Here is a 20,018-nt window from a genome sequence, read left to right on the forward strand (position 1 = left end):
AGTATTTCCGCAGGAGGACTGCTTGATGGCTGACCGGCCCTTGACGCTCATGGCGGTGCACGCCCACCCCGACGACGAGGCCACCGGAACCGGAGGGGTCCTCGCGCGGTACGCCGCGGAGGGCATCCGCACGGTTCTCGTGACGTGTACCGACGGCGGTTGCGGTGACGGACCGGGGGGTGTCAAGCCGGGCGACCCCGGGCACGATCCGGCGGCTGTCGCCTTGATGCGCCGTGAAGAACTCAGGGCGAGCTGTGACGTCCTGAAGGTCAGCGATCTGGAGATGCTGGACTATGCCGACTCCGGGATGACGGGCTGGCCGAGCAACGACGCCCCCGGATCCTTCTGGCAGACCCCCGTGGAGGAAGGCGCGGCCCGGCTCGCGGAACTCATGCGGCACTACCGGCCTGACGTGGTCGTCACCTACGACGAGAACGGCTTCTACGGTCACCCCGACCACATCCAGGCCAACCGCATCACGATGGCGGCGCTGGAGATGACCGCGCTGACACCGAAGGTGTACTGGACCACGATGCCCCGCTCGGGGATGCAGCGGTTCGGCGAGATCATGCGGGAGTTCCATCCGGACATGCCGGAGCCGGATCCTGCCGAGGCCGCCGCGATGGCCGAAATCGGCCTCCCCGACGACGAGATCACCACGTGGGTGGACACCACCGCGTTCAGCAGCCAGAAGTTCGACGCGCTGGCCGCGCACGCCAGTCAGGGCGAGAACATCTTCTTCCTCAGGATGGGCAAGGAGAGGTTCGGCGAGTTGATGGGCATGGAGACCTTCGTACGGGTCCAGGACGCGACCGGCGCGGCCGTACCCGAGAACGATCTTTTCGCCGGACTGCGCTGATCCACTCATCCGGAGCGGAGCCCCGGCGAGCTCAGTGCCTTTGTGACCAGGTCGGCTGGCAATGCGTGGTGCCTCATCAGCGGCACCGGGCAGGAAGCGGCCGTTCCCCCGGCTGCCGGGGCCTCCGCATGAGACTTCGGCCGTGACGGTGGCGGCCGGGCCGGGGGCAGTCACCGAGCGGGAAAAGCTTGTGCCCGGACCCGGAGCCCCGCGGCTAACCTCGGCCCTCATGAACCAGCGGCAGCGGAAGAAGCTCTCCCGGCGTCTCTTCGGAGCCATTCTCGTGGGTGATGCCGCCCAGGTGAGGGCGGTTCTGCGCGCCGGAGCCGATCCGGAGCGAAGGGACGGCGACGGCGTCACCCCGCTCTACGCGGCATCCGTGCAGGGCGCCGCGGACATCGTCCGACTGTTGCTGGCGGCCGGGGCCTCCCCCGACACCGAGAGCCGCGGACCCGGCTCGGAGGGCACGCCGTTGTGCGCGGCCGCCTGCTGGGGGCACGCCGAGGCGGTGCGGGAGCTGTTGGCGTACGGCGCCGATCCGAACCTGCGCGAGGACCACGGCACCGGCCTTTCCCCGCTGGCATGGGCTGACGCCGGCCCCCACCCGGAGACGGCCGGTCTTCTCATCGCGGCGGGGGCAACCCGGTCTCCGTAGTGCGCACGCACGGCAGTATGCGTGCGCTCATCACTCCCGGCGGCGTGCCTCGTCCGTGGCGCGCAGGCGGGCGATGACCGTCTCCAAGCCGTCCTGGATGGCCGTCAGTTGTGCCGCCGGTATGTCGCCGAAGAGGTGTGCGGCCAGTTCGTCGCGGCCGGCTTGCAGGCCGGCGGTCAGGGCGCGGCCCGGTTCGGTGAGGGTGACCAGGGTGGCGCGGCGGTCGTCCGGGTGGGGCTCGCGGGCGACCAGGCCGTCGGTCTGGAGGGCGTCCAGCAGGCCGGTGACGTTGCGCGGGGTGACCCGCAGGTGCGCGGCCAGGGCCCGTTGCGTCATCGGTCCGTGGTGGAGGAGCGCCCACAGCAGGCCGGCCCGGGCCCGGGTCAGTCCGCGTTCGGCGACGCCGCGCTCCATCAGTGCGCCGAGCACTTCGGCGAGTTCGAAGAGCCGGTTCAGCGAGGCGCTGGCGGAAGCGGACTCCCCGGGCCTATCGTGAAGTGACTTCACTATGTAGCACCTCCACGCTCCATCGTAGCCCCGAGACAGTGCCGCCGAGCAGGACGGTGACCCACCATGACCCCACGGACCGCCGCGCGGGCCAGAAGCCATCCGGTCTTCGCCCGCGTCTACGCGAAGTACGCAGGGCCCGCCCTGGACCGGGCCGGCATCACGGAGTACCGCAGACGCCTGCTGTCCGGGCTCACCGGCGAGGTCGTCGAGATCGGCGCGGGCAACGGGCTGAACTTCGCCCACTACCCGCCCGGGGTGCGGCGGGTGGTGGCCGTCGAACCCGAGCCGCGCCTGCGGTCCCTGGCCGGGCGGAGCGCCCGCACGGCACCGGTCCCGGTGGACGTCGTCGGCGCCGTCGCCGAGCAACTGCCCTACCCCGACGGTTCGTTCGACGCCGCCGTCGCCTGCCTCACCCTGTGCTCGGTTGCCGACCCGCACGCGGCCCTCGCCGAGCTCCACCGCGTCCTGCGGCCCGGCGGACAACTCCGCTTCTTCGAACACGTACGCGCCGATACGCCCGGGATGCGCCGTGTCCAGCGGGCCCTGGACGCCACCCTCTGGCCCCTGCTGGCCGGCGGCTGCCACACCGGACGCGACACCGGGGCGGCCGTCGTCGCCGCCGGGTTCGCGGTCACCTCGCTGGAGAAGTTCCCCTTCCCCGAGACCCGCTTCCCCTCCCCCGCGGCCACCCACATCCTCGGAACCGCCGAGCGCCCCCGCGCCGGGGCGCCGGCCGGACCGCACTGAGCGTCATACGGTCCCTGCCGGCGTGGCGGGCCCGGGTTCGGGGGCGCCGTGTTCGCCGAACCAGCGGGCGAGTCTGCCGCGCCGCCCGATGGCGCGGAGCCGGCGTTCCGCCGCTTCCCGGGTCCTGGGGGTGGTGATGAGCAGGAGTTCGTCGCCGGCCTGCAGCACGGTGTCGCGGTCGGGCATCAGCGCCGTGCCGTTACGGACGATCAGGGTGACGGCCGTCGGGGGCGGCAGCCGCAGTTCGAAGACCGTGACGCCGTGCAGGCGGGATCCCGGCGGAATGGTCACGGTCATCAGATCGGCGTCCAGGACGTCGAGAGGGGCGGTCTCGACGTCGATCTCCCGCAGCGCCCCGGTGCGGGCCAGGCCCAGGCGGCGGGCGATGGCGGGCAGGGCCGGACCCTGGATGAGGGTGAACAGCACCACGAGGACGAACACGATGTTGAGCACGTCGCGGGCGCCCGCGACCCCCGCCACGATGGGGAAGGTGGCGAGCACGATCGGCACCGCGCCGCGCAGACCGGCCCAGGAGATGAACGCCTGTTCGCGCCAGGAGACGCGGAAGGGCAGCAGGCAGGTCAGGACGGAGACGGGCCTGGCGACCAGCAGCAGGAACGAGCCGATGACGAGCGCAGGAAGGACCGCGGAGGCCAGCTCGCTGGGGTCGACGAGCAGGCCGAGCATGACGAACAGGCCGATCTGGGCCAGCCAGCCGGTGCCCTCGGCGAAGGACCGGGTGGCCGCGCGGTGGGGCAGATCGGTGTTGCCGAGGACGAGCCCGGACAGGTAGGCGGCGATGATGCCGCTGGCGCTCACCGCTCCGGCGGCGGCGAAGGCGATGATGCCGAACGCGACGGTGGCCAGCGGGTAGAGGCCCGTGGCGGGCAGCGCGATGTGCCGCAGCGCGGCGGCGCCCAGCCGGCCGGTCACCACGCCGAGCGTGCCGCCGACCGCGAGCTGGTAGAGCAGGTCGCCCGCGATGGGGAGGAGGCCGGGCATCTCGGTGGTGCTCGTGGAGAAGATCAGCACCAGGATGATGGTCGGGGCGTCGTTGAAACCGGACTCGGCCTCCACCAGCCCGGTCACCTTCTTCGGCAGCGGCAGCGACCGCAGGACGGCGAAGACGGCGGCCGCGTCGGTGGAGGAGACGATCGCGCCGAGCAGCAGGGCCAGGTGCCAGTCGAGCCCCAGCAGCCAGTGCGCGCCGGCGGCGGTCACCCCGACGGAGATGCCCACGCCCGCGGTGGCGAGCACGCCGGCGGGGGCCAGCAGGCGCTTGACGTCGTCCCACTGGGTGGTCAGGCCTCCCTCGACGAGGATGACGGCCAGGGCGGCGGTGCCCAGCGCCTGGGCCAGCTGTGCGTCGTCGAACTGAAGCCCGAGCCCGTCCTCGCCGGCGATGACGCCGACCGCGAGGAACAGCAGCAGACTGGGCAGGCCGAGACGGTGCGCCGTGCGGGCGGCGGCGATGCTGGCCAGCAGCACCGTGCCGCCGATGAGCAGGGTCAGGTACAGCTCGGCCAGGGTCATCGCGCGGTCCTCACGCCGTCGGCGGGCACCCGGGCGTCGGCGGGCTCACGGCCGGGGCGGATGCCTGCGTGCGTCCCGCTCCGGATCGAGCAGTTCCCCGGCCATACCGGCGAGGACGAGCCCGGTGGCGATGAGGAGCCCGTGGGCCAGGGCCATGCCCGCACCCAGCACGGCAAGGGCAGCGGCGAGAAGCAGCCACGGCCAGGGGTACCGGTATTCGCGCGGGCGGCAGGGGCGGCCGGCGCCGAGGGCGTGTGCGAACCGCGGGTCCTCGCGGTGGAAGCGCTGCTCGATCTCGCTGAGCCGCTGGTCATCGAAACCAGGCATGCGGGCCTCCTCCCGGCTCGGGGCGGGGGGCAGGCATCACGGTCGGCAGGACGGGCCATCTGCTCTCCTCACGGGGTCGGGACGTTTCGATCACACCGGAACAAAGGGGCGCGGCAGCACACGCGCGGCAGCCGACACGCCGACGGTGCCGGTGGTGAGGGGCGTGACGCCCCCGGCAAGCCGTCATCGCCCCAGCCCGGTCCGGGAAGCGGCGGTGCCCGCGAGGCAGCGCACCCACACGGCTGCCGTACGACGCGAAAGCCGCACCAGCGGAACCAGGCCGGAGAACGCCCTGCTGTGTCCGGGGCGCAGTAGCGCTGCATGCATCGATACCGGGCTCCTCTCGTGCTCCCACGGCCGCGGCCGCTCCCACCCGCCGGGCACAGGACGGGCAGGAACCGCTCCTGCCCCGCCCGGGGCGGCAACGACGGGTCAGCACATGTGTACGGCTGCCGCTGTGAGGGGACAGGGGCCGACCGGCGACGCGGCGAACGGTCGCCTCTGACGTGCGCCACGGCGCCGTACGACGTACGAAGTACGGCGGTCCGGGGCCGGAGTGCGATTGACTCCAGCCTCACCCACCCCACGCGGTCGGCACCATCGGGTCCGACACCCACATCCCGGCGGGTCCGACCTGTAGATCCGGTCCGGGCGGCGACGGGGAATGGGTGCCGGACCCGATGGACGCCCGCCCGGCTCAGCACTCACGCTGGAGCAAACGGGCACGTCAACAGGCGGGCACGGGACGAACGAGCACCGCGCGCCGACGGCAGCTCTCGGCAGCCGGTCGCTCCACCATCCACCGCCGGGGAGGCGATAGTGAGGGAGAGGCCGAGGTCGAGGAGGCGGTACGCGGTGCCCTTGTTCTGGAGGATCTTCCTGCTCAACGCGGTGGTGTTCGTCATCGCCACCGCGCTGCTGCTGGGCCCGGTCACCGTCTCGACCCCCGTCCTGTTCACCGAGGCCGCGATCCTCACCGTGGGCCTGGTGGCGATGCTGGTCGCCAACGCCCTCCTGCTGCGCATCGGCCTGGCCCCGCTCCAGCGCCTGGCCCGCGCCATGACCACCGCCGACCTGCTGCGCCCCGGCGCCCGCCCGGCCGTCGGCGGCCATGGCGAGGTCGCCGAGCTGATCACCACGTTCAACACCATGCTGGACCGGCTGGAGGCCGAACGCGCCACCAGCACCGCCCGCGTCCTGACCGCGCAGGAGTCCGAACGCCACCGCATCGCCCAGGAACTCCACGACGAGGTCGGGCAGACCCTCACCGCCGTCCTGCTCGACCTCAAGCACGTCGCCGACCAGGCGTCCGACCCCGTACGCGAGCAGTTGCGCCAGGTGCAGGAGACCACCCGCGCCGGCCTGGACGAGATCCGGCGCATCGCCCGCCGCCTGCGCCCGGGCGTCCTGGAGGAACTCGGTCTGACGAGCGCCCTCAAGTCCCTCGCGGGCGAGTTCGGCGGCCCCTCCCTCTCCGTACGCCACCGCGTCGCCCCCGACCTGCCGCCCCTGAGCGAGAACGCCGAACTCGTCCTCTACCGCGTCGCGCAGGAAAGCCTGACCAACACCGTCCGCCACGCCGGGGCCGCCCACGTCACGCTCACCCTGGAGCGCTCCCCGGACGCCGTCGAACTGCGCGTGTGCGACGACGGCCGGGGCATCGGCGGCGCACCCGAGGGAGCCGGGATCCAGGGCATGCGCGAACGCGCCCTGCTCATCGGCGCCGATCTCGCCCTCGGCCCCGCTCGCGGTGGCGGCACGGAAGGCGGCGGCACGGAAGTACGCCTGACCGTTCCCACGCGCCCCTGACCGTCCCGTCGCCCCCTGCCCCCGTCCCCACCCACCACCGGAGTCAGTGACCATGCCCGAGTCGCCGCCCACCCGCATCCTGCTGGCCGACGATCATCGGCTGGTCCGCCGCGGAGTCCGCCTCATCCTGGACAGCGAGCCGGACCTCACCGTGGTGGCGGAGGCGGGTGACGGCGCCGAAGCCGTCGAGGCCGCCCGCACCCACCACCCGGACCTGGCCATCCTCGACATCGCCATGCCCCGCCTGACGGGACTGCAGGCGGCCCGCGAACTGTCCCGCCTTCAGCCGGGGCTGCGCATCCTCATCCTGACCATGTACGACAACGAGCAGTACTTCTTCGAAGCTCTCGCGGCCGGCGCCTCCGGCTACGTCCTCAAGTCCGTGGCCGACCGCGACCTCGTCGAGGCCTGCCGCGCCACCATGCGCGGCGAGCCCTTCCTCTACCCCGGCGCCGTCAACGCCCTCATCCGCAATTACCTCGACAGTGTCCGGGACGGGAAGGCCCCGCCCGCCAAGGCCATCACCGACCGCGAGGAGGAGATCCTCAAGCTCGTCGCCGAGGGCCACACCTCCCAGGAGATCGCCGGCATCCTGTTCATCAGCGTCAAGACCGTCGAACGCCACCGCGCCAACCTGCTGCAGAAACTGGGCCTGAAGGACCGCCTGGAACTCACGCGCTATGCCATCCGCGTCGGCCTGATCGAACCCTGACGTCCTGATCGAACCCCGACGTGCGGAGTGCGGCGAGGAACCGTCACGTCACCGTGCTGTCTCCAGGGGCGCGTTCGCCGCCGGGGCCGTGCGCTCGTCCTGCCGCTCCCCCTGCCGCCGCGTCATCCCCACCCCGGCCAGGACCACCACCATGCCGATGACCACCCGCGGGCCGATGTCCTCGTTCAGGACGAGCGCGCCCAGCAGCACGGAGACCACCGGCAGCGTCGCCCGGGCCGAGACGGCCCTGGCCGATCTGCGCGCCGGGCGCACCGGCCGGCTGTCGGTGCGCCACTTCGCCACGGCGGGCTCCACCCTGGTGGCGCCCGCGCTGGCCGGGCTCCGCGAGGAGCACCCCGGTATCCGGATCGACCTCGAACTCACCGATCCCGCGGACCCGTTCCACGAAGTGGCCGCGGGCCGGGCGGACCTGGCCGTGGTCGTCCGGCCCCGGGACCACCGGACCGGCGACGGCGACGGCAAGGGCGGCGTCCGTATGGTGCACCTCCTTCACGACCCGTACGCCGCCGTCCTGCCCGCCGGACATCCGCTCGCCGAGCAGGAGGCGCTGAACCTGCACGAGCTGGCCGGGGAGCAGTGGGTCGGCAGCGAGCCGCCGGGCCCTGCCTCGAACCGGTGCTCGACTCCTGTGCGGCGGCGGGTTTCAGCCCGGATGTCGTGATCCAGAGCGAGGACTACGCGACCGCGCAGGGCTTCGTGGCAGCGGGTCTCGGCGTCGGCCTGATGCCGGGACTGGCGCTGCGCACCCCGCACCCCGGAGTCGTCGTACGGCGCGTCCGCAACCCCGAACCGGTCAGGGTCATCTCGGCGGCGGCCCGGAAGACCTCCCTGGAGCAGCCCGCCCTGCTCGCGCTCCTCGACGCCCTCCGGAACGCGGCCACCGCGGCCGGCCCGCCCGGCCCGCCCGGCCCACCCGACGCCCACGCGCCGGACTGACCGGGGTCCGCGCCGGCGCAACGGGAGCTCCCGGCCGGTCAGAAACGGCCAGGGCCGGTCAGGGCCGGGAGCTCCCGCGTCGCCAAGGGGCGATGGCGGAGCCGGACACCGGCGTCCGCCCAAGCGTGCCCGGACCTCGGGTATGCGGGTACGCGAGGGGACGCCCCGGGGTCAGACGGTGTCCTCCCGCCGTTCCGTGTGCCGCCTCCGGCGCAGCATGCGCACGGTGAGGGCACCCGCCACGGCAGCCACGACGGCGGCGCCGGCGAGGACGACCGGTGCTGTGGTGCCCCTGAGCCCCGGATTCGTGTCGTCCCCGCCCGCAGCCGATCCCGTTGCCGGTTGTGCCTCCGGCTCCGGTTGTGCCTCCGGGGCGGCCGGTGCCGCCAGATCCAGGCCCCGGCAGGCGGACGGCTCCGCGGCGGGTTCCGTGCCGTCGGACACCTCGAACTGGTAGGCGCTGGTCTGCTCGTCGCCGTCCGCGGCGGTGACGGTGTACGTCAGGGTGGTGACGCCCGCGCGCAGCGGCGTGACGGCGGCGCAGACCACGGAGTCGTCCGCCACGACCGGCCGCCCGACGGGCACTTGGGTGCCGTCGGGGCCGGTCAGGGCGACCTTTGCCGCCGCACCGGGCCGCAGAGCGCCGAAAGTCAGGGCGACGACGCCGGTCCCGGAGCCGACCGTGGCGCCGGGTGCCGGTGTCGCGTCCTTCAGCGCGCTGTGGGCGTGCGCCGCCGGTGTGCCGCCGAGAAGCAGCAGCGCGAACAGACAGGCCGGCAGGGCGGCCAGGACCCTCAGAACTCGAAGTCGGCGCATGCGATCCGGTTGTCCATCGCTTCACGGGGGTGGACGACGAGGGCGACCGCGTTCTCGCCGGTCTTCCGGGTGTTGTTGACCGTTGTCGTGGCCTTGCCCGACTTGCCGGCCTCGAACATCAGGTGCACCTCGTTCGGCGGTGTCGTCGCACCGCCCTTCCTGAACTGGAAGTGCTCGCCTCCGTTGTCATCGGAGCACTGCTGGGCGTGCAGGTGCGCCATGTAGGCGGCGCCCGGCTTCAGGCCGCTGAGGGACACCGTCACCGTGGTGCCGTCCTTGTGCTGCGCCAGCCAGGCCGTGCCCTTGACGTCGTCCATGCCGGGCGGCCTGGTGTCGAGCAGCCGGAAGGCGCCGCGCGTGATCTCGGCGTCGGCGATCTTGTCGGCGGGGGTGGCCGAGGGGTCCCCCATCGCCTTGTCGTCCATGCCCTCCATGCCGTCCATGCCGGCCTTGTCCTTGGTGCTGTTGGACGACGAGGACGAGGAGCCGGGGGACTCCGTGTGGGCGGACGCGTGTCCGGAGGAGTCGCCGCCGCAGCCGGACAGCAGCGCGGCCGCCGCCGCGACGGCGGCACAGGCGGCGGCGAGACGGAAACGCGGGCGGCGCGGTGCACCCGTGGCGCCTCCGTCCCGTCCGGGGAACGGCGCAGGCGCCGCCGGGGTGGCGTCCCGCAGGACTGGGCGGCCGGAGGTGTGGTGGTTCATGGGTCGTACTCCCGATCGAATGCTGGGTCGGACCGGGCCCGGGCGAGGAGACGGCGGTGGCGCGTACAGGCACGCCACCGCGCGGCCACCGAGGGGCAATGGCCCGGGCCGGAGAGGACAGGCCGGTGCGCGTACGGGCATCGGCCGTCGGCCCGTCCCCCTGGCCCGGAACGCCGGGAACCGGCCGGATTCAGGGCCGTACGGCGAGCAGCAGTGGACCGGGAGACGGGCGAGCGATCGCGGACCGGCCACGCGGTGGCCCTCGGCGGACGACGGCGTGCCGCAGGGAGACGGGTACCGGCTGGGGGCGCTCCCAGCCGGCGGCGGCCGAACGGCACGGGCGGCGCGCGTCCCGTACGTCCGCCGGGTGGAAGGGCACGTCGCGAAGGCGGCGCAGTGGTGCGGACAGCAGAGCGGCCAGTGCCCGGCCGAGCCGGTGCGCCGCCGCCTCGCCCCGCCACAGCCACAGCCCGCACACGACGGCAGCCAGCAGGTGCGCCAGGAGCATCCCGGCGGAGTTCCCGTGGCTCACGGCTGCGAGCAGCGACGGGGGATCCGCGGCCATCCCCGTCCCCGTGACCGCCCCGCTTCCCGTCCCGGTTCCCGGCGCCGCCGCGGCATGCGTCCCGTGGTGGTGCACCACCACACCGGAGCGGGCGAACGCCGCACTGTGGTGCGCGCCGAAGCCGTGTCCGGCTCCCGGCCCGCCGGCGGCGGTCGCGTCCGGCAGAGGGACCGGCCAGTGGGCGGCGAGGCTGAACTTCAGGTGCAGCAGCGCCTGTAGGCCCACGGTCGTGCCGACGACCGCCACGGCGCCGCGCTCCCGGCCGGTCAGCCACCAGGCGCCCGGCGCCGCCACGGCGAAAGCCAGGCCCACCGCCCACCAGAGCAGCGGGCCGCCGGAGGTCAGGGCATGCCCCAGGGCCGTCGTCACCACGCAGACGGCCGCGAACACGCCGGCCCGCGCGAGGCGCAGGGTGCCGACGGCGTCGGGGGCAACGCCTGCCATGCGGCACCTCCGGGGCCTCGGGAAACGTCTGGGAACAGACTGTTCGACGCTTCGTACGGATGGCTGGCCGAGGACGTTCAAGCGCCGACCGACCGGCTGACCGGCTGCGGAGCGCCCGTCGGGCGCACGTGAGCCCACCCCGGTTCCGCCCGGGGCCCGGCGCACCCGCCGTCCCGTCATGTCATCCGAGCCGGCCCCGGTCGGCGCCTGTTCCACAGCGGCGCGGAAGCGTCCACCGTCTCCATGACCTTCCCCGGCCTGTACTCATGGATATGATTAGTCATTTTCTTGAGTATGATGCGCGGCGGCGGACGAGGAGAGGAAGAGGGCTGCGTCCATGGCCTTGCGACATGCCGTGCTGGCGGCGCTGCTGGACGGCGAGTACAGCGGATACCAGCTGGCGAAGGCGTTCGACGTCGGCGTCGCGAACTTCTGGCACGCCCTGCCCCAGCAGCTGTACGCCGAGCTGGCCAAGCTGGAGAAGGAAGGGCTGGTCGCGGGCCGGCAGGTGATCCAGGAGACCCGGCCCAACAAACGCCTCTTCCAGGTCACCGACGCCGGTCGCGCCGAGCTGGAAGAGTTCGCCGCGGCCGCGTCGAGGCCCTCGTTCATCCGCGACGATCTGCTCGTCAAGGTCCAGGCCGCCGATCGCGTCGGTACCGCAGCGGTGATCGAACAGCTTGAGGAGCGGGCGTCCGCGGCCAAGGGCAAGATCGAGGTTCTCGGCAAGCTGCTGCTGCGACTGCGCGGCGATGCGGACGAGGAGGAGTTCCTCCGCGAGGGCGAGCGGATCGGGCCGTATCTGACCTGCCTGCGCGGCCTCGCCTTCGAGCAGGAACACCGGGACTGGTGCCTGCGGATCGCGACCGTCCTGCGGGAGAGGCGGACAGCTCATGCCGAGCGGTGAGTACACGCGCTACGTCGCCCTGGGCGACAGTCAGACCGAAGGAATGGGCGACGGGGACGAAACCGCCGGCCTGCGCGGCTTCGCCGACCGGTTCGCCGAGCGCCTCGCGGCCGTCAACCCCGGGCTCCAGTACGCCAATCTGGCCGTGCGAGGACGTACCGCCGGCCAGGTCCGCGCCGAACAACTGGAACCTGCCCTGGCCCTGCGCCCAGACCTGGCCACCGTCGTCGCCGGGGTCAACGACCTGCTCCGGCCCCGGTTCAACGCCGCGGAGGTGGCCGGGCACCTGGAGGAGATGTTCGCCGCGCTCACCGGGGCCGGGACCCAGGTGGTGACACTGACCTTCCCCGACATCGGAAAGATCGCGCCCCTCGCCCGGCCCGTCAGGTCCCGCGTGTTCGACCTCAACACCCACATCCGTGAAGCGGCCGCTCGTCACGGGGTCGTGGTCGCCGAAACCGGCCTGCACGCCGTCACCACCGACCCACGGCTGTGGACGGCGGACCGGCTCCACGCCAGCGCTCTCGGCCACGAACGGATCGCCGCGGCCCTCGCCCAAGCCATCAACCTGCCCGGAAGCGATGACGCCTGGGCACTCCCCCTCCCGCCGCAGAGGGTTCCCACGGCCCGGCAAGCCGCGGAAGCCGAACTGCGCTGGGCGGCCGCACACCTCGGCCCCTGGCTCCTGCGCCGTCTGCGCGGTCAGTCCTCCGGCGACGGCCGCACCGCGAAACGCCCCCGGCTCCTGCCCGTGAGCGCCAGGCCCGACGCTGCGGCGAGCACCGGTCAAGGGGAATCCTCGTAGGGCAGGCCCCGGCCCCGGACGGTCTCCTCTCGAACGGCCGGGCACCCCGGCCCTGTGCGGTACGCCGGAGCGAGCACGTTCGCCCGCACCTGGCGGACACCGGCGCGAGTATCGCCCGATTCCGCGGAACAGCCGGGGTTGCCGCTCGGCAGGCTCTGCCGGGCCCATGACAAGGCGGCCACCGATATAGTCGCTGCCGAAAGACGGGGGCGGCTGTGGACTTCGGAATATTGGGCCCGTTGATTGTGCGGCAGGCCGGCGTACCGTTGGAACTCGGCACGCCGAAGGTGCGTTTGCTGCTGGCGGTGCTGCTGCACAAGCCCGGCCGACCGATTTCCGAGGATTCGCTGACAGAGGCGCTCTGGGGCGATGAACCGCCAAAGAGCGCCACCAAGAACGTGCAGACCTATGCCCACCGGCTCCGGCGGCAGCTGGGGGATTCCGGACGGGTCGTCAGACAGGGCCGGGGTTATCTCCTGCGTGTCGAACCCGGCGAACTGGATTCGGCTCGCTTCGAGGACATGGTGGGCAAGGCCCGAGCGGCGGCGGCCGGTGATCCCGTGCGGTCGCGTCGGCTCTTCAACGAGGCCCTGGGCCTCTGGCGGGGACCGGCGTTCGCAGGAATCGCCGATGTCCCGACTCTGGCCTCAGAGGCCTCTCGCCTCGAAGAAGTGCGGCTCGGCGCAGTCGAAGACCGGATCGACATCGACCTTCGACTCAGCCTGCACAGCGGGCTTCTCGGCGAACTGACCGCGCTGACGATGGAACACCCGTTCCGTGAGCGAATGTGGGCCCAGCTCATGCTCGCGCTCCACCGCTGCGGCCGGCGGGCGGACGCCCTGCAGGTCTACCTGCGGGTCCGTGACGTCCTGATCGAGGAGACCGGTCTGGAACCGGGACAGAGGCTGCGCGACCTGCACCGGACCATCCTCAGTGAGAAGCCCACGCCGGACAGCCCGCCGGACCCCGTGAGCGCGATCGCGGTGCCGGAGCCCCGGACCGCCGACCGCGCCCGGATGCTGCCTCCGGCACTCGCCGACTTCAGCGGCCAGCAGGCGGAAACGGCGGGGATCGTGGCAGTGCTCCGCAAGGATCGCGCGGCCGACGAGCCGGCCGCCCTGGTGACGATCTCGGGCCCTGGCGGGATCGGCAAGACCGCGCTCGCGGTGCAGGCCGCGCATCGCCTCAGGTGCGCCTACCCCGACGGGCAGCTGTTCGCGGCGCTGGCCGGTGCGCGCACCCAGCCGGTCAGCCCGGTCACCGTGCTCGGTCGTTTCCTGCGAGCGCTGGGTGTGCCGGCCAACGCGGTGCCGGACGATCCGGAGGCACGCGTGGATCTCTACCGGGGCATGCTCACGGACCGCCGGATCCTGGTGGTGCTCGACGACGCGTCCGACGAGAAGCAGCTGGCTCCGCTGATGCCGGCCAGCGGTACATGCGGTGTGATCGCCACCAGCCGTGTGCGGCTGGGCGGGCTCGGTGGCGCGCACCGGGTGGAGCTCCGCGAGATGTCCGAGGCCGACAGCACGGCCATGCTGCGCAACAGCACGGACGGCCGATTGGCCTCGGCCACCGGGGCGGAGCTGTCCGGCCTGGCCCGGCTGTGTGCGCGGCTGCCGCTGGCGCTGCGGATCGCGGGGTCCCTCCTGGTGTCACGACCGCATTGGCGTCTTGCGGACCTGGTGTCGCAGCTGGCGGACGAACGGCACCGCCTGGACGCGCTCCGCTACCGCGATCTTGAGGTACGGGCCAGTTTCGGGCTGAGTTACGACGGACTCCGACCGGAGGCAAGGCGGCTGTTCCGGCTCCTCGGGCTGCTGGAAGCACCCGATTTCCCGCTCTGGGCAGCGGCCGCCACCCTCGACAGCGAACTGCCCGAGGCCCAGGAACTCCTCGACGAGTTGGTCGATGTCCATCTGCTCGACGTGCGCGGAACACCGGACGGTCAGGCGCGTTACGGCTTCCACGACCTGATCCGCGTGTATGCGAAGGAACGCGCGGAGGCGGAGGAGTCGGTGGCGGCCCGGAACACGGCCGTCATCCGCGCCCTCAGCGCCCTTCTGGCCCTCACTGACATCGCCGACCGTGATCACATGGGACAGAGCATGTTCCAACGGGATGCCGCTCGGTGGCGACCTGAGCGGGTGGAGGCGAGCCTGCCGCCGTGCAGACCGCCGATGGCCCTGCTGGATCAGGAGCGCGCGCCGTTGGTGGCGGGTGTGCGGCAGGCCGCGGAGCTGGGGCAGGACGAACTCTGCTGGGAGCTGGCCCTGGGCGGGCACCCGCTGTTCGAGACGGAGCGGTACTTCGACGACTGGCAGGAGTGCTACGAGACGGCGATGAGCCTGGCCAAGGCCGCGGGCAACGTGCGGGGCCGGGCCAGGCTGCTGATCTCCATGGCCGGACTCCGCTACACCAGGCGCCGGTACGGCCCCGCCGAGGAGGCCAACACCGAGGCCATGCGCCTGTTCCAGCAGATCGGGGATTCAAGGGGCTACCTGGAGGCGCTGAGCAACGCACCGTTCTTCCTCGTGCCCGAAGGGCGTCTGAGCGAGGCCATCGAAGCGGGCCGAGAGGCCTACGAACGGCTCCTCGCCAACGGACAGGTCGCGGCGGCACTGCACGCGTACTCGCAGGTCGGTCTCGCTCACCTCCAGGCGGGGAGACCGGCGGCCGCGGCAGAGGTCCTCACGGACATCGTCGCCGGGGCACGGAAGGAGGGGATCCGGACCCTGATCGCGCGGGACACCTACTGGCTCGGCCATGCTCAGCTCGCACTGGGCCGGCACGCGGAGGCGGCGGAGTCGTTCACCGAGCTGGCCGCGCGTGCCGTGGACATCGGGCCGTCAGGCGCGTTCTACCTGGCTCATGCCTGGGGTTGTCTCCATCTGGCACGCGGGGAGGACGCCGATGCGCGCCGCCGTCTCCTCGAAGGCGCCGAGATCGCGCGTACGCTTGATGATCCCCTGTTCGAGTCCCGTGTTCTCGTCGATCTGCTCGACGTGCGCCTGCACGACCGTCACGAGCTGCCTGCCGCGATCTGTCAGGGGGAACGCGCGGTGCAGGTGGCCCGCACGATCGGCTACCCGTACCTGCTTGCAGGTGCGCTGGAGGGGCTCGCCCGGTTGCGGGCCGCGGCGGGGGACGTCAAAACCGCGAAGAACCTGGCCATGGAGGCGTCCGCAGTGCGGGGCAAGGTCCGCTGAGCCGCCGAGCTGTGCCGCGCGCACCTGCCTCCTCACGTATTCCCGGCGTGTACCGGCCATATTCCGGGATGTGCCACCGTGCGCGTTGGCGGCGCGATCCCCGTCGGGCGACCCCGCCGAACAGTTCCGGCCATCTTGCCGGCAGCAAGCGAAATGACGTTCGAGCGATCATCTCGGACGGTTACTCCCATGGAGAAGCAGTGACGCACAAGGGACATATCGGGTTCGCGGCAGCTCTGGTCACCGCCGGGCTACTCCTCACCGCCTGTGACAGCGGCGCGGAGAAGCCGGCGGCGCAGGACTCGCAGGCGGAGTCGGTCCCGCCCTCGGCCGCGACCGAGCCGAGCAGCGAGAGCCCGGCTGCCGACAGCGGCGACGGCGGTGCCGCACCGGCTGAGGGGGACGTCACCGCGCCGGGCACGGAACTCAAGGTCGGCGACAGAGCTGTCCTGCCGTTCGAGTACACGAGCGACAAGAAGGGCACCATCGCGGTGACCGTCACCGCGATCGAGAAGGGCACGGAGTCCGACATGGCCGCCTTCGGTGACAAGGCGAAGGGAATGACGCCGTACTTCATCAAGATGAAGGTGGAGAACGTCGGCGGTACCGACCTGTCGTACGCGTCGCTGAAGCTGGACGGGGAGCTGGAAGGCGGGAGCGGCACGGGCGTCATCCTGATCGGCGGCCTCCCGGGCAAGTGCGACAGCGAGACAGCGCCCCGCGAGTTCACCACCAAGGGTGCGTCGTACGAGAGTTGCTCGCTCAGCGCCACGAAGACCGCGCCCGTCGTCGCCGCCGCGTTCGACGAGGGCGACGCGTACAGCGACAGCCCGGTCACCTGGGCCAGGTGAGAACCACCGCCCGCCCGCACGTCGCCGGTCGGGCGGTGGCCGGAGAAGTGCGCAGGCTCCGGCCTCCCATCGGGCCGGGGACGGCGTAGAGCGCGATCACCATGATCGCGGCGGGGGAGGCCGGCAGCGGCTGGATGGTGCGGCGCCTCCTCGTCCGGCTGACCCCGCGCGCCGGGCTGCGGGCCGAGTACCTCGCCGGGCCGGCCGCCCGCGCCGCGTCCACCGCGGCGGCCGTGACGCGACGGACCGCGCGGACGAGCAGTGGAAGGCGCCCACCGCTTACACGGAAGCCTGTCCCGGAGAGCGCCTACGAGCGGCAACGGCGGGCGGGGGGCACGTCGCGGGCACCGCGTGGGCGCCGGCCACGGCGTCCGTCGACACCTCCGCCCAGACCGTCTTGCCCACCGGGTGACGGGGCTCGCAGCCCCAGCGCACGGCCAGGATGTCCACCAGGAGCAGACCGCGGCCGGACTCGCCCTCGGGACACGACGGGGGCGGGGCGGCGGGCGGCCGCTTCCCGGAGGCCGCGTCCGCGACCTCGATCCGGACCAGGCCCGCCGCGCCGTCCAGGCCGAGCCGGAGGGCGAAGTCCCGTCCCGGTACGCGGCCGTGCCGCACGGCGTTGGCGGCGAGTTCCCCGACGACGAGCGCGACCGCGCAGGACACGTCGGACTCCGGCGGGTACCCCCAGTCCTCCATGCGCCGCACGGCGAGACGCCGGGCGAGCCGCGCGCCTCGGGGGGACGAGGCGAGCTGTGCAGAGAACTGCGGTGCGGGTGCAGGGCGTTCGCCGGTCTCGCCGTCGGGCGCGACGGCCTCCGCCACCGGGGATCCGGCGCCCCGAGGAGGTTCTTCACCCGAAATGGTCGTTCCTGTCAGCACAGTGCTTCCGTCCTTGCCCGTTGAGCCGTCGCACGTCTCGCGGTGTAGGCGATGTGTCACGTTCCGTGCTCAAGCGTCGTCGGTCGGCCCTAGGCTCGGAAGATGGCTCAGCCTTATCTTGTGGTTCGTAAGGAACGGAAGTAACGCCTTGGCCAACGGAATTGACCCCAGTACGTCCATGGCGGCGCTGTTCGGTGCACGGGTGCGCAGACTGCGCACGGCGGCCGGCCTGACCCAGGCGGAACTCGGCCGGAGAACGCACGTGGTGAGCACCCGGATCACGCAGATCGAACGGGCTTCCGGGGCGAAACCGACGCTGGAGCTCGCGCGGGCGCTCGATGCGGTCCTCGGTGCGGACAACCTGCTGGTCGACCTGTGGCCGTATGTGCATCGGGAGGCTTTCCCGGACTGGTCGCGGAAGTTCATGGCGCACGCGGAGCGGGCGGTGGCCATCCGCGAGTACGCGGCTCATGTGGTGCCGGGCATGCTGCAGACCGAGGCTTACGCACGGGCCGTCCTGAGCGTCGGTCGAACACTCGGCAGCCACGAGCAGTTGGAAGAGCGTGTCACGGCTCGTATGGCACGGCAGTCACGCTTCGGAACCCCGGATCGGCCGAGGATGTGGGTCGTTCTCGATGAGGCTGTGTTGAGGCGTCCGGTCGGCGGCCAGGTTGTGATGCGCGGCCAGTTGGAGCGCCTTCTTGAGGTCGGCGCGGAGCCACATATCACCGTGCAGGTACTGCCGTTCGACCAGGGCGAGCACGACGTCATGGGCGGTTCGCTCACCGTACTCACCATGCCGGACGGCTCGGAAGTCGCCTATACGGAGGGCGCGCACTACGGCCAACTCATCGAGGAGCCGAGCGAGGTCAAGGGTTTCGTACTGACCTACGATCGGCTGCGGGCGGCAGCTCTGCCCCCGCTCATGTCGCTCGACATGATCCGATCCGTGATGGAGGGCAACCACCGTGGAGCGAAAGTCCCATCCCGATCCGAAAAGCGCCGCCTGGCGCAAGAGCAGCTACAGCAATCAGGAGGGCGGCAACTGCGTGGAGGTGGCCGACGGCTTCCCCGGCCTCGTCCCCGTCCGTGACAGCAAGACCCCACACGGCCCCGCCCTGACCTTCGAAGCCAGCTCCTGGGCAGCGTTCATAGCCGAGTTGAAGTCAGAGCGGCACCGGGTCTGAACCGACCGGAGCCCGGTAGCCGTTCCGTCCGCGACATGACCCGATGCGTGATGGAGGGCAACCACCGTGGAGCGAAAGTCCCGTCCCGATCCGAACGGCGCCGACTGGCGCAAGAGCAGCTACAGCAATCAGGCGGGCGGCAACTGCGTGGAAGTGGCCGACGGCTTCCCCGGCCTCGTCCCCGTCCGTGACAGCAAGACCCCACACGGCCCCGCCCTGACCTTCGAAGCCAGCTCCTGGACGGCGTTCATAACCGAGTTGAAGTCAGGGCGGCACCGCCTCTGAGCTGGCCGGGCTCTGGCCGGAAGCCGTCTCCCGGGTCCGCCGGTTCCTTGTCCACCAGGGCCCGGCGGGCCGCTGACCTCCCAAAGAACCGGGAACAGAACTACCCGCCCACCCACCCTCCCGGCCCGTGTCACCCGTCCGGGTGACCGGCTTGCCGGGGCGGGATTTGGGCCGTTACGTTCACCGGGACAACCGCAAACAGATACGGCCCCCGGCCGGGACGGCAATCCCGATCGAGGGCCTGACCGATCAGGAAGAAGACACCTTCCCGATGGCTGACCCGCAGTCTAACGCGCGCCTGCGCGCCGACGCCGGAGCTCCGACCTCCGGCGTGATCCACCTCCGCACCCGCCTCACGGCCGACTTCACCGTGATCTCCAACGCCCTCGCCCAGCGGCGCGGCAGCGCGGTCACGATCGGCGTCGCGGCCTACATCCTCTCCCTGCCCGACGGCTCCCCCGTGAGCATCGCCGCGCTCTGCGAGCACTTCACCGAGGGGGAGATCCTGATCTCCCGGGCGCTCAAAGAGCTTGAGCGGGCCGGGTACTTGGAACGCCGACGCGAGCGGCTGCCCTCCGGGCGGATCCGCACCCGAACGTACGTCCGCGACGTGCCGGGCTCCGGCACCGATCCGGACGGACCTCCTCCCGGGCCGCCGAGGCCGCGCCGGACCGGACCCCGGAAGCGGTCGGTCCCGTCGGCGGCCTCGCCCGTACCCGTACCGGCGCCCGCGCCCGCTCCCCCGCCCGAGCGGAGTGAGGCGGAGAGGCCGACACCACTCACCGGCGCCGCACCGCAGCCCGCCACCGGCCCGGAGCCTGCCGCTCAGCCCCGGGAACCCGCCGATCCGCAAGCAGCCGCCGATCCCCGAGCCGTCGCCGTACTCGCCGCCCTGCGCCGGGCCGATCCGCGTCTGGTCCTCTCCGCGCGGGAGGCCGCGCGTCTCGCACCGGCCGTCGCCCAGTGGCTCGCTGCGGGCGTCGAAGCACCACAGATCACCGAACTGCTGACCACCGGGCTCCCGGACCGCTTCCACGCCCGCCCGGCAGGCATCCTCGCCTTCCGACTGCGCGAAACACCCCTCCCCGCCCCACCTCCACCCCCACCGGCGCACCCCGTGAACCACCCGGCCGTCCTGCCCTTCCAGACCTGCGACGGCTGCGAACGCGCGTTCCGCGCCCCGGTGCCCGGACGCTGCCGGGACTGTCGCTCCGAGGAGGCGCTGCGTGCGGCCGGTTGAGACGGTGAGCCGATGTG

Annotated in this window: 21 protein-coding genes and 1 pseudogene; 14 read left to right on the forward strand and 8 right to left on the reverse strand. The window is 72.3% G+C overall.

The window, feature by feature from the left end; genetic code table 11:
• The first annotated feature begins 25 nt into the window (after positions 1 to 25).
• Both SXIN_RS14295 and SXIN_RS14300 read left to right on the forward strand, forming a co-directional pair.
• Positions 26 to 859 (forward strand): PIG-L family deacetylase, encoded by an 834-nt coding sequence (locus tag SXIN_RS14295; RefSeq protein ID WP_039820406.1) that lies wholly within the window; start codon positions 26 to 28, stop codon positions 857 to 859.
• 229 nt (positions 860 to 1,088) lie between these two features.
• Entirely contained in the window at positions 1,089 to 1,514 is a 426-nt protein-coding gene (locus tag SXIN_RS14300) for an ankyrin repeat domain-containing protein (protein WP_019707533.1), read from the forward strand.
• A gap of 30 nt (positions 1,515 to 1,544) precedes the next feature.
• Here the strand turns inward: SXIN_RS14300 and SXIN_RS14305 are convergent, their stop codons facing one another.
• Positions 1,545 to 2,021 (reverse strand): MarR family winged helix-turn-helix transcriptional regulator, encoded by a 477-nt coding sequence (locus tag SXIN_RS14305; protein ID WP_019707532.1) that lies wholly within the window; start codon positions 2,019 to 2,021, stop codon positions 1,545 to 1,547.
• 66 nt (positions 2,022 to 2,087) lie between these two features.
• Here SXIN_RS14305 and SXIN_RS14310 point away from each other — a divergent pair, with 66 nt between their 5' ends.
• Positions 2,088 to 2,771 carry a class I SAM-dependent methyltransferase gene (locus SXIN_RS14310; RefSeq protein ID WP_019707531.1) on the forward strand — a complete coding sequence of 228 codons (684 nt, stop codon included), beginning with the start codon at positions 2,088 to 2,090 and terminating at the stop codon, positions 2,769 to 2,771.
• A gap of 3 nt (positions 2,772 to 2,774) precedes the next feature.
• Here the strand turns inward: SXIN_RS14310 and SXIN_RS14315 are convergent, their stop codons facing one another.
• Together SXIN_RS14315 and SXIN_RS14320 are read right to left on the reverse strand one after the other, a co-directional pair.
• Positions 2,775 to 4,304 (reverse strand): potassium/proton antiporter, encoded by a 1,530-nt coding sequence (locus tag SXIN_RS14315; protein WP_019707530.1) that lies wholly within the window; start codon positions 4,302 to 4,304, stop codon positions 2,775 to 2,777.
• 45 nt (positions 4,305 to 4,349) lie between these two features.
• Entirely contained in the window at positions 4,350 to 4,631 is a 282-nt protein-coding gene (locus tag SXIN_RS14320) for a DUF3040 domain-containing protein (RefSeq protein WP_019707529.1), read from the reverse strand.
• Between the two features lie 855 nt (positions 4,632 to 5,486).
• On the opposite strand from SXIN_RS14320, the gene SXIN_RS31525 reads away from it, so the two are divergent.
• Positions 5,487 to 6,440: a HAMP domain-containing sensor histidine kinase gene (locus SXIN_RS31525; RefSeq protein WP_019707528.1), complete on the forward strand. Its 954-nt coding sequence runs from the start codon at positions 5,487 to 5,489 to the stop codon at positions 6,438 to 6,440.
• A gap of 52 nt (positions 6,441 to 6,492) precedes the next feature.
• The gene (locus tag SXIN_RS14330; RefSeq protein ID WP_019707527.1) at positions 6,493 to 7,152 is read left to right on the forward strand and encodes a response regulator; all 660 of its coding nucleotides are present in this window, start codon (positions 6,493 to 6,495) and stop codon (positions 7,150 to 7,152) included.
• Between the two features lie 48 nt (positions 7,153 to 7,200).
• On the opposite strand, the gene SXIN_RS32745 is transcribed toward SXIN_RS14330, so the two are convergent.
• The gene (locus SXIN_RS32745) at positions 7,201 to 7,362 is read right to left on the reverse strand and encodes a hypothetical protein (RefSeq protein WP_019707526.1); all 162 of its coding nucleotides are present in this window, start codon (positions 7,360 to 7,362) and stop codon (positions 7,201 to 7,203) included.
• Positions 7,363 to 7,372: 10 nt separating this feature from the next.
• On the opposite strand from SXIN_RS32745, the pseudogene SXIN_RS14335 reads away from it, so the two are divergent.
• Positions 7,373 to 8,109 (forward strand): annotated as a pseudogene (locus SXIN_RS14335) (LysR substrate-binding domain-containing protein); the annotation flags it as partial.
• Between the two features lie 171 nt (positions 8,110 to 8,280).
• On the opposite strand, the gene SXIN_RS14340 reads toward SXIN_RS14335, so the two are convergent.
• The 3 genes from SXIN_RS14340 to SXIN_RS14350 all read right to left on the reverse strand — a co-directional run bounded on the left by SXIN_RS14340 (position 8,281) and on the right by SXIN_RS14350 (position 10,638).
• Positions 8,281 to 8,925: a copper resistance CopC family protein gene (locus SXIN_RS14340; RefSeq protein ID WP_019707525.1), complete on the reverse strand. Its 645-nt coding sequence runs from the start codon at positions 8,923 to 8,925 to the stop codon at positions 8,281 to 8,283.
• On the reverse strand, positions 8,904 to 9,629 hold the full coding sequence (locus tag SXIN_RS14345; RefSeq protein ID WP_019707524.1) for a superoxide dismutase family protein: 726 nt from the start codon (positions 9,627 to 9,629) through the stop codon (positions 8,904 to 8,906). The genes SXIN_RS14340 and SXIN_RS14345 overlap by 22 nt, the downstream gene beginning before the upstream one ends.
• Positions 9,630 to 9,819: 190 nt before the next feature.
• Positions 9,820 to 10,638, reverse strand: a complete 819-nt coding sequence (locus SXIN_RS14350) for a hypothetical protein (RefSeq protein ID WP_019707523.1) — start codon at positions 10,636 to 10,638, stop codon at positions 9,820 to 9,822.
• Between the two features lie 337 nt (positions 10,639 to 10,975).
• On the opposite strand from SXIN_RS14350, the gene SXIN_RS14355 reads away from it, so the two are divergent.
• The 4 genes from SXIN_RS14355 (at position 10,976) to SXIN_RS14370 (ending at position 16,407) form a co-directional block, all read left to right on the forward strand.
• Positions 10,976 to 11,545: a PadR family transcriptional regulator gene (locus tag SXIN_RS14355; protein ID WP_039820405.1), complete on the forward strand. Its 570-nt coding sequence runs from the start codon at positions 10,976 to 10,978 to the stop codon at positions 11,543 to 11,545.
• Entirely contained in the window at positions 11,532 to 12,350 is an 819-nt protein-coding gene (locus tag SXIN_RS14360; RefSeq protein WP_019707521.1) for an SGNH/GDSL hydrolase family protein, read from the forward strand. Before SXIN_RS14355 ends, SXIN_RS14360 begins: the two co-directional genes overlap by 14 nt.
• Before the next feature lie 215 nt (positions 12,351 to 12,565).
• On the forward strand, positions 12,566 to 15,556 hold the full coding sequence (locus SXIN_RS14365) for an AfsR/SARP family transcriptional regulator (RefSeq protein ID WP_095757070.1): 2,991 nt from the start codon (positions 12,566 to 12,568) through the stop codon (positions 15,554 to 15,556).
• A gap of 200 nt (positions 15,557 to 15,756) precedes the next feature.
• Positions 15,757 to 16,407 (forward strand): hypothetical protein, encoded by a 651-nt coding sequence (locus tag SXIN_RS14370; protein WP_019707519.1) that lies wholly within the window; start codon positions 15,757 to 15,759, stop codon positions 16,405 to 16,407.
• 279 nt (positions 16,408 to 16,686) lie between these two features.
• Here the strand turns inward: SXIN_RS14370 and SXIN_RS14375 are convergent, their stop codons facing one another.
• The gene (locus SXIN_RS14375; protein WP_095757071.1) at positions 16,687 to 17,289 is read right to left on the reverse strand and encodes an ATP-binding protein; all 603 of its coding nucleotides are present in this window, start codon (positions 17,287 to 17,289) and stop codon (positions 16,687 to 16,689) included.
• A 178-nt stretch (positions 17,290 to 17,467) separates the two neighbouring features.
• On the opposite strand from SXIN_RS14375, the gene SXIN_RS14380 reads away from it, so the two are divergent.
• The 4 genes from SXIN_RS14380 (at position 17,468) to SXIN_RS14395 (ending at position 20,001) form a co-directional block, all read left to right on the forward strand.
• Positions 17,468 to 18,382, forward strand: a complete 915-nt coding sequence (locus tag SXIN_RS14380) for a helix-turn-helix domain-containing protein (protein WP_019707516.1) — start codon at positions 17,468 to 17,470, stop codon at positions 18,380 to 18,382.
• Entirely contained in the window at positions 18,345 to 18,476 is a 132-nt protein-coding gene (locus SXIN_RS32180) for a DUF397 domain-containing protein (RefSeq protein ID WP_238153967.1), read from the forward strand. The genes SXIN_RS14380 and SXIN_RS32180 overlap by 38 nt, the downstream gene beginning before the upstream one ends.
• Before the next feature lie 66 nt (positions 18,477 to 18,542).
• A complete protein-coding gene (locus SXIN_RS14390; RefSeq protein ID WP_019707514.1) occupies positions 18,543 to 18,761 on the forward strand; it encodes a DUF397 domain-containing protein in 219 nt (72 codons plus the stop codon).
• Between the two features lie 271 nt (positions 18,762 to 19,032).
• Positions 19,033 to 20,001, forward strand: a complete 969-nt coding sequence (locus tag SXIN_RS14395) for a hypothetical protein (protein ID WP_019707513.1) — start codon at positions 19,033 to 19,035, stop codon at positions 19,999 to 20,001.
• Positions 20,002 to 20,018 lie beyond the last annotated feature (17 nt).

The organism is Streptomyces xinghaiensis S187, from assembly GCF_000220705.2.
Lineage (GTDB): Bacteria > Actinomycetota > Actinomycetes > Streptomycetales > Streptomycetaceae > Streptomyces > Streptomyces xinghaiensis.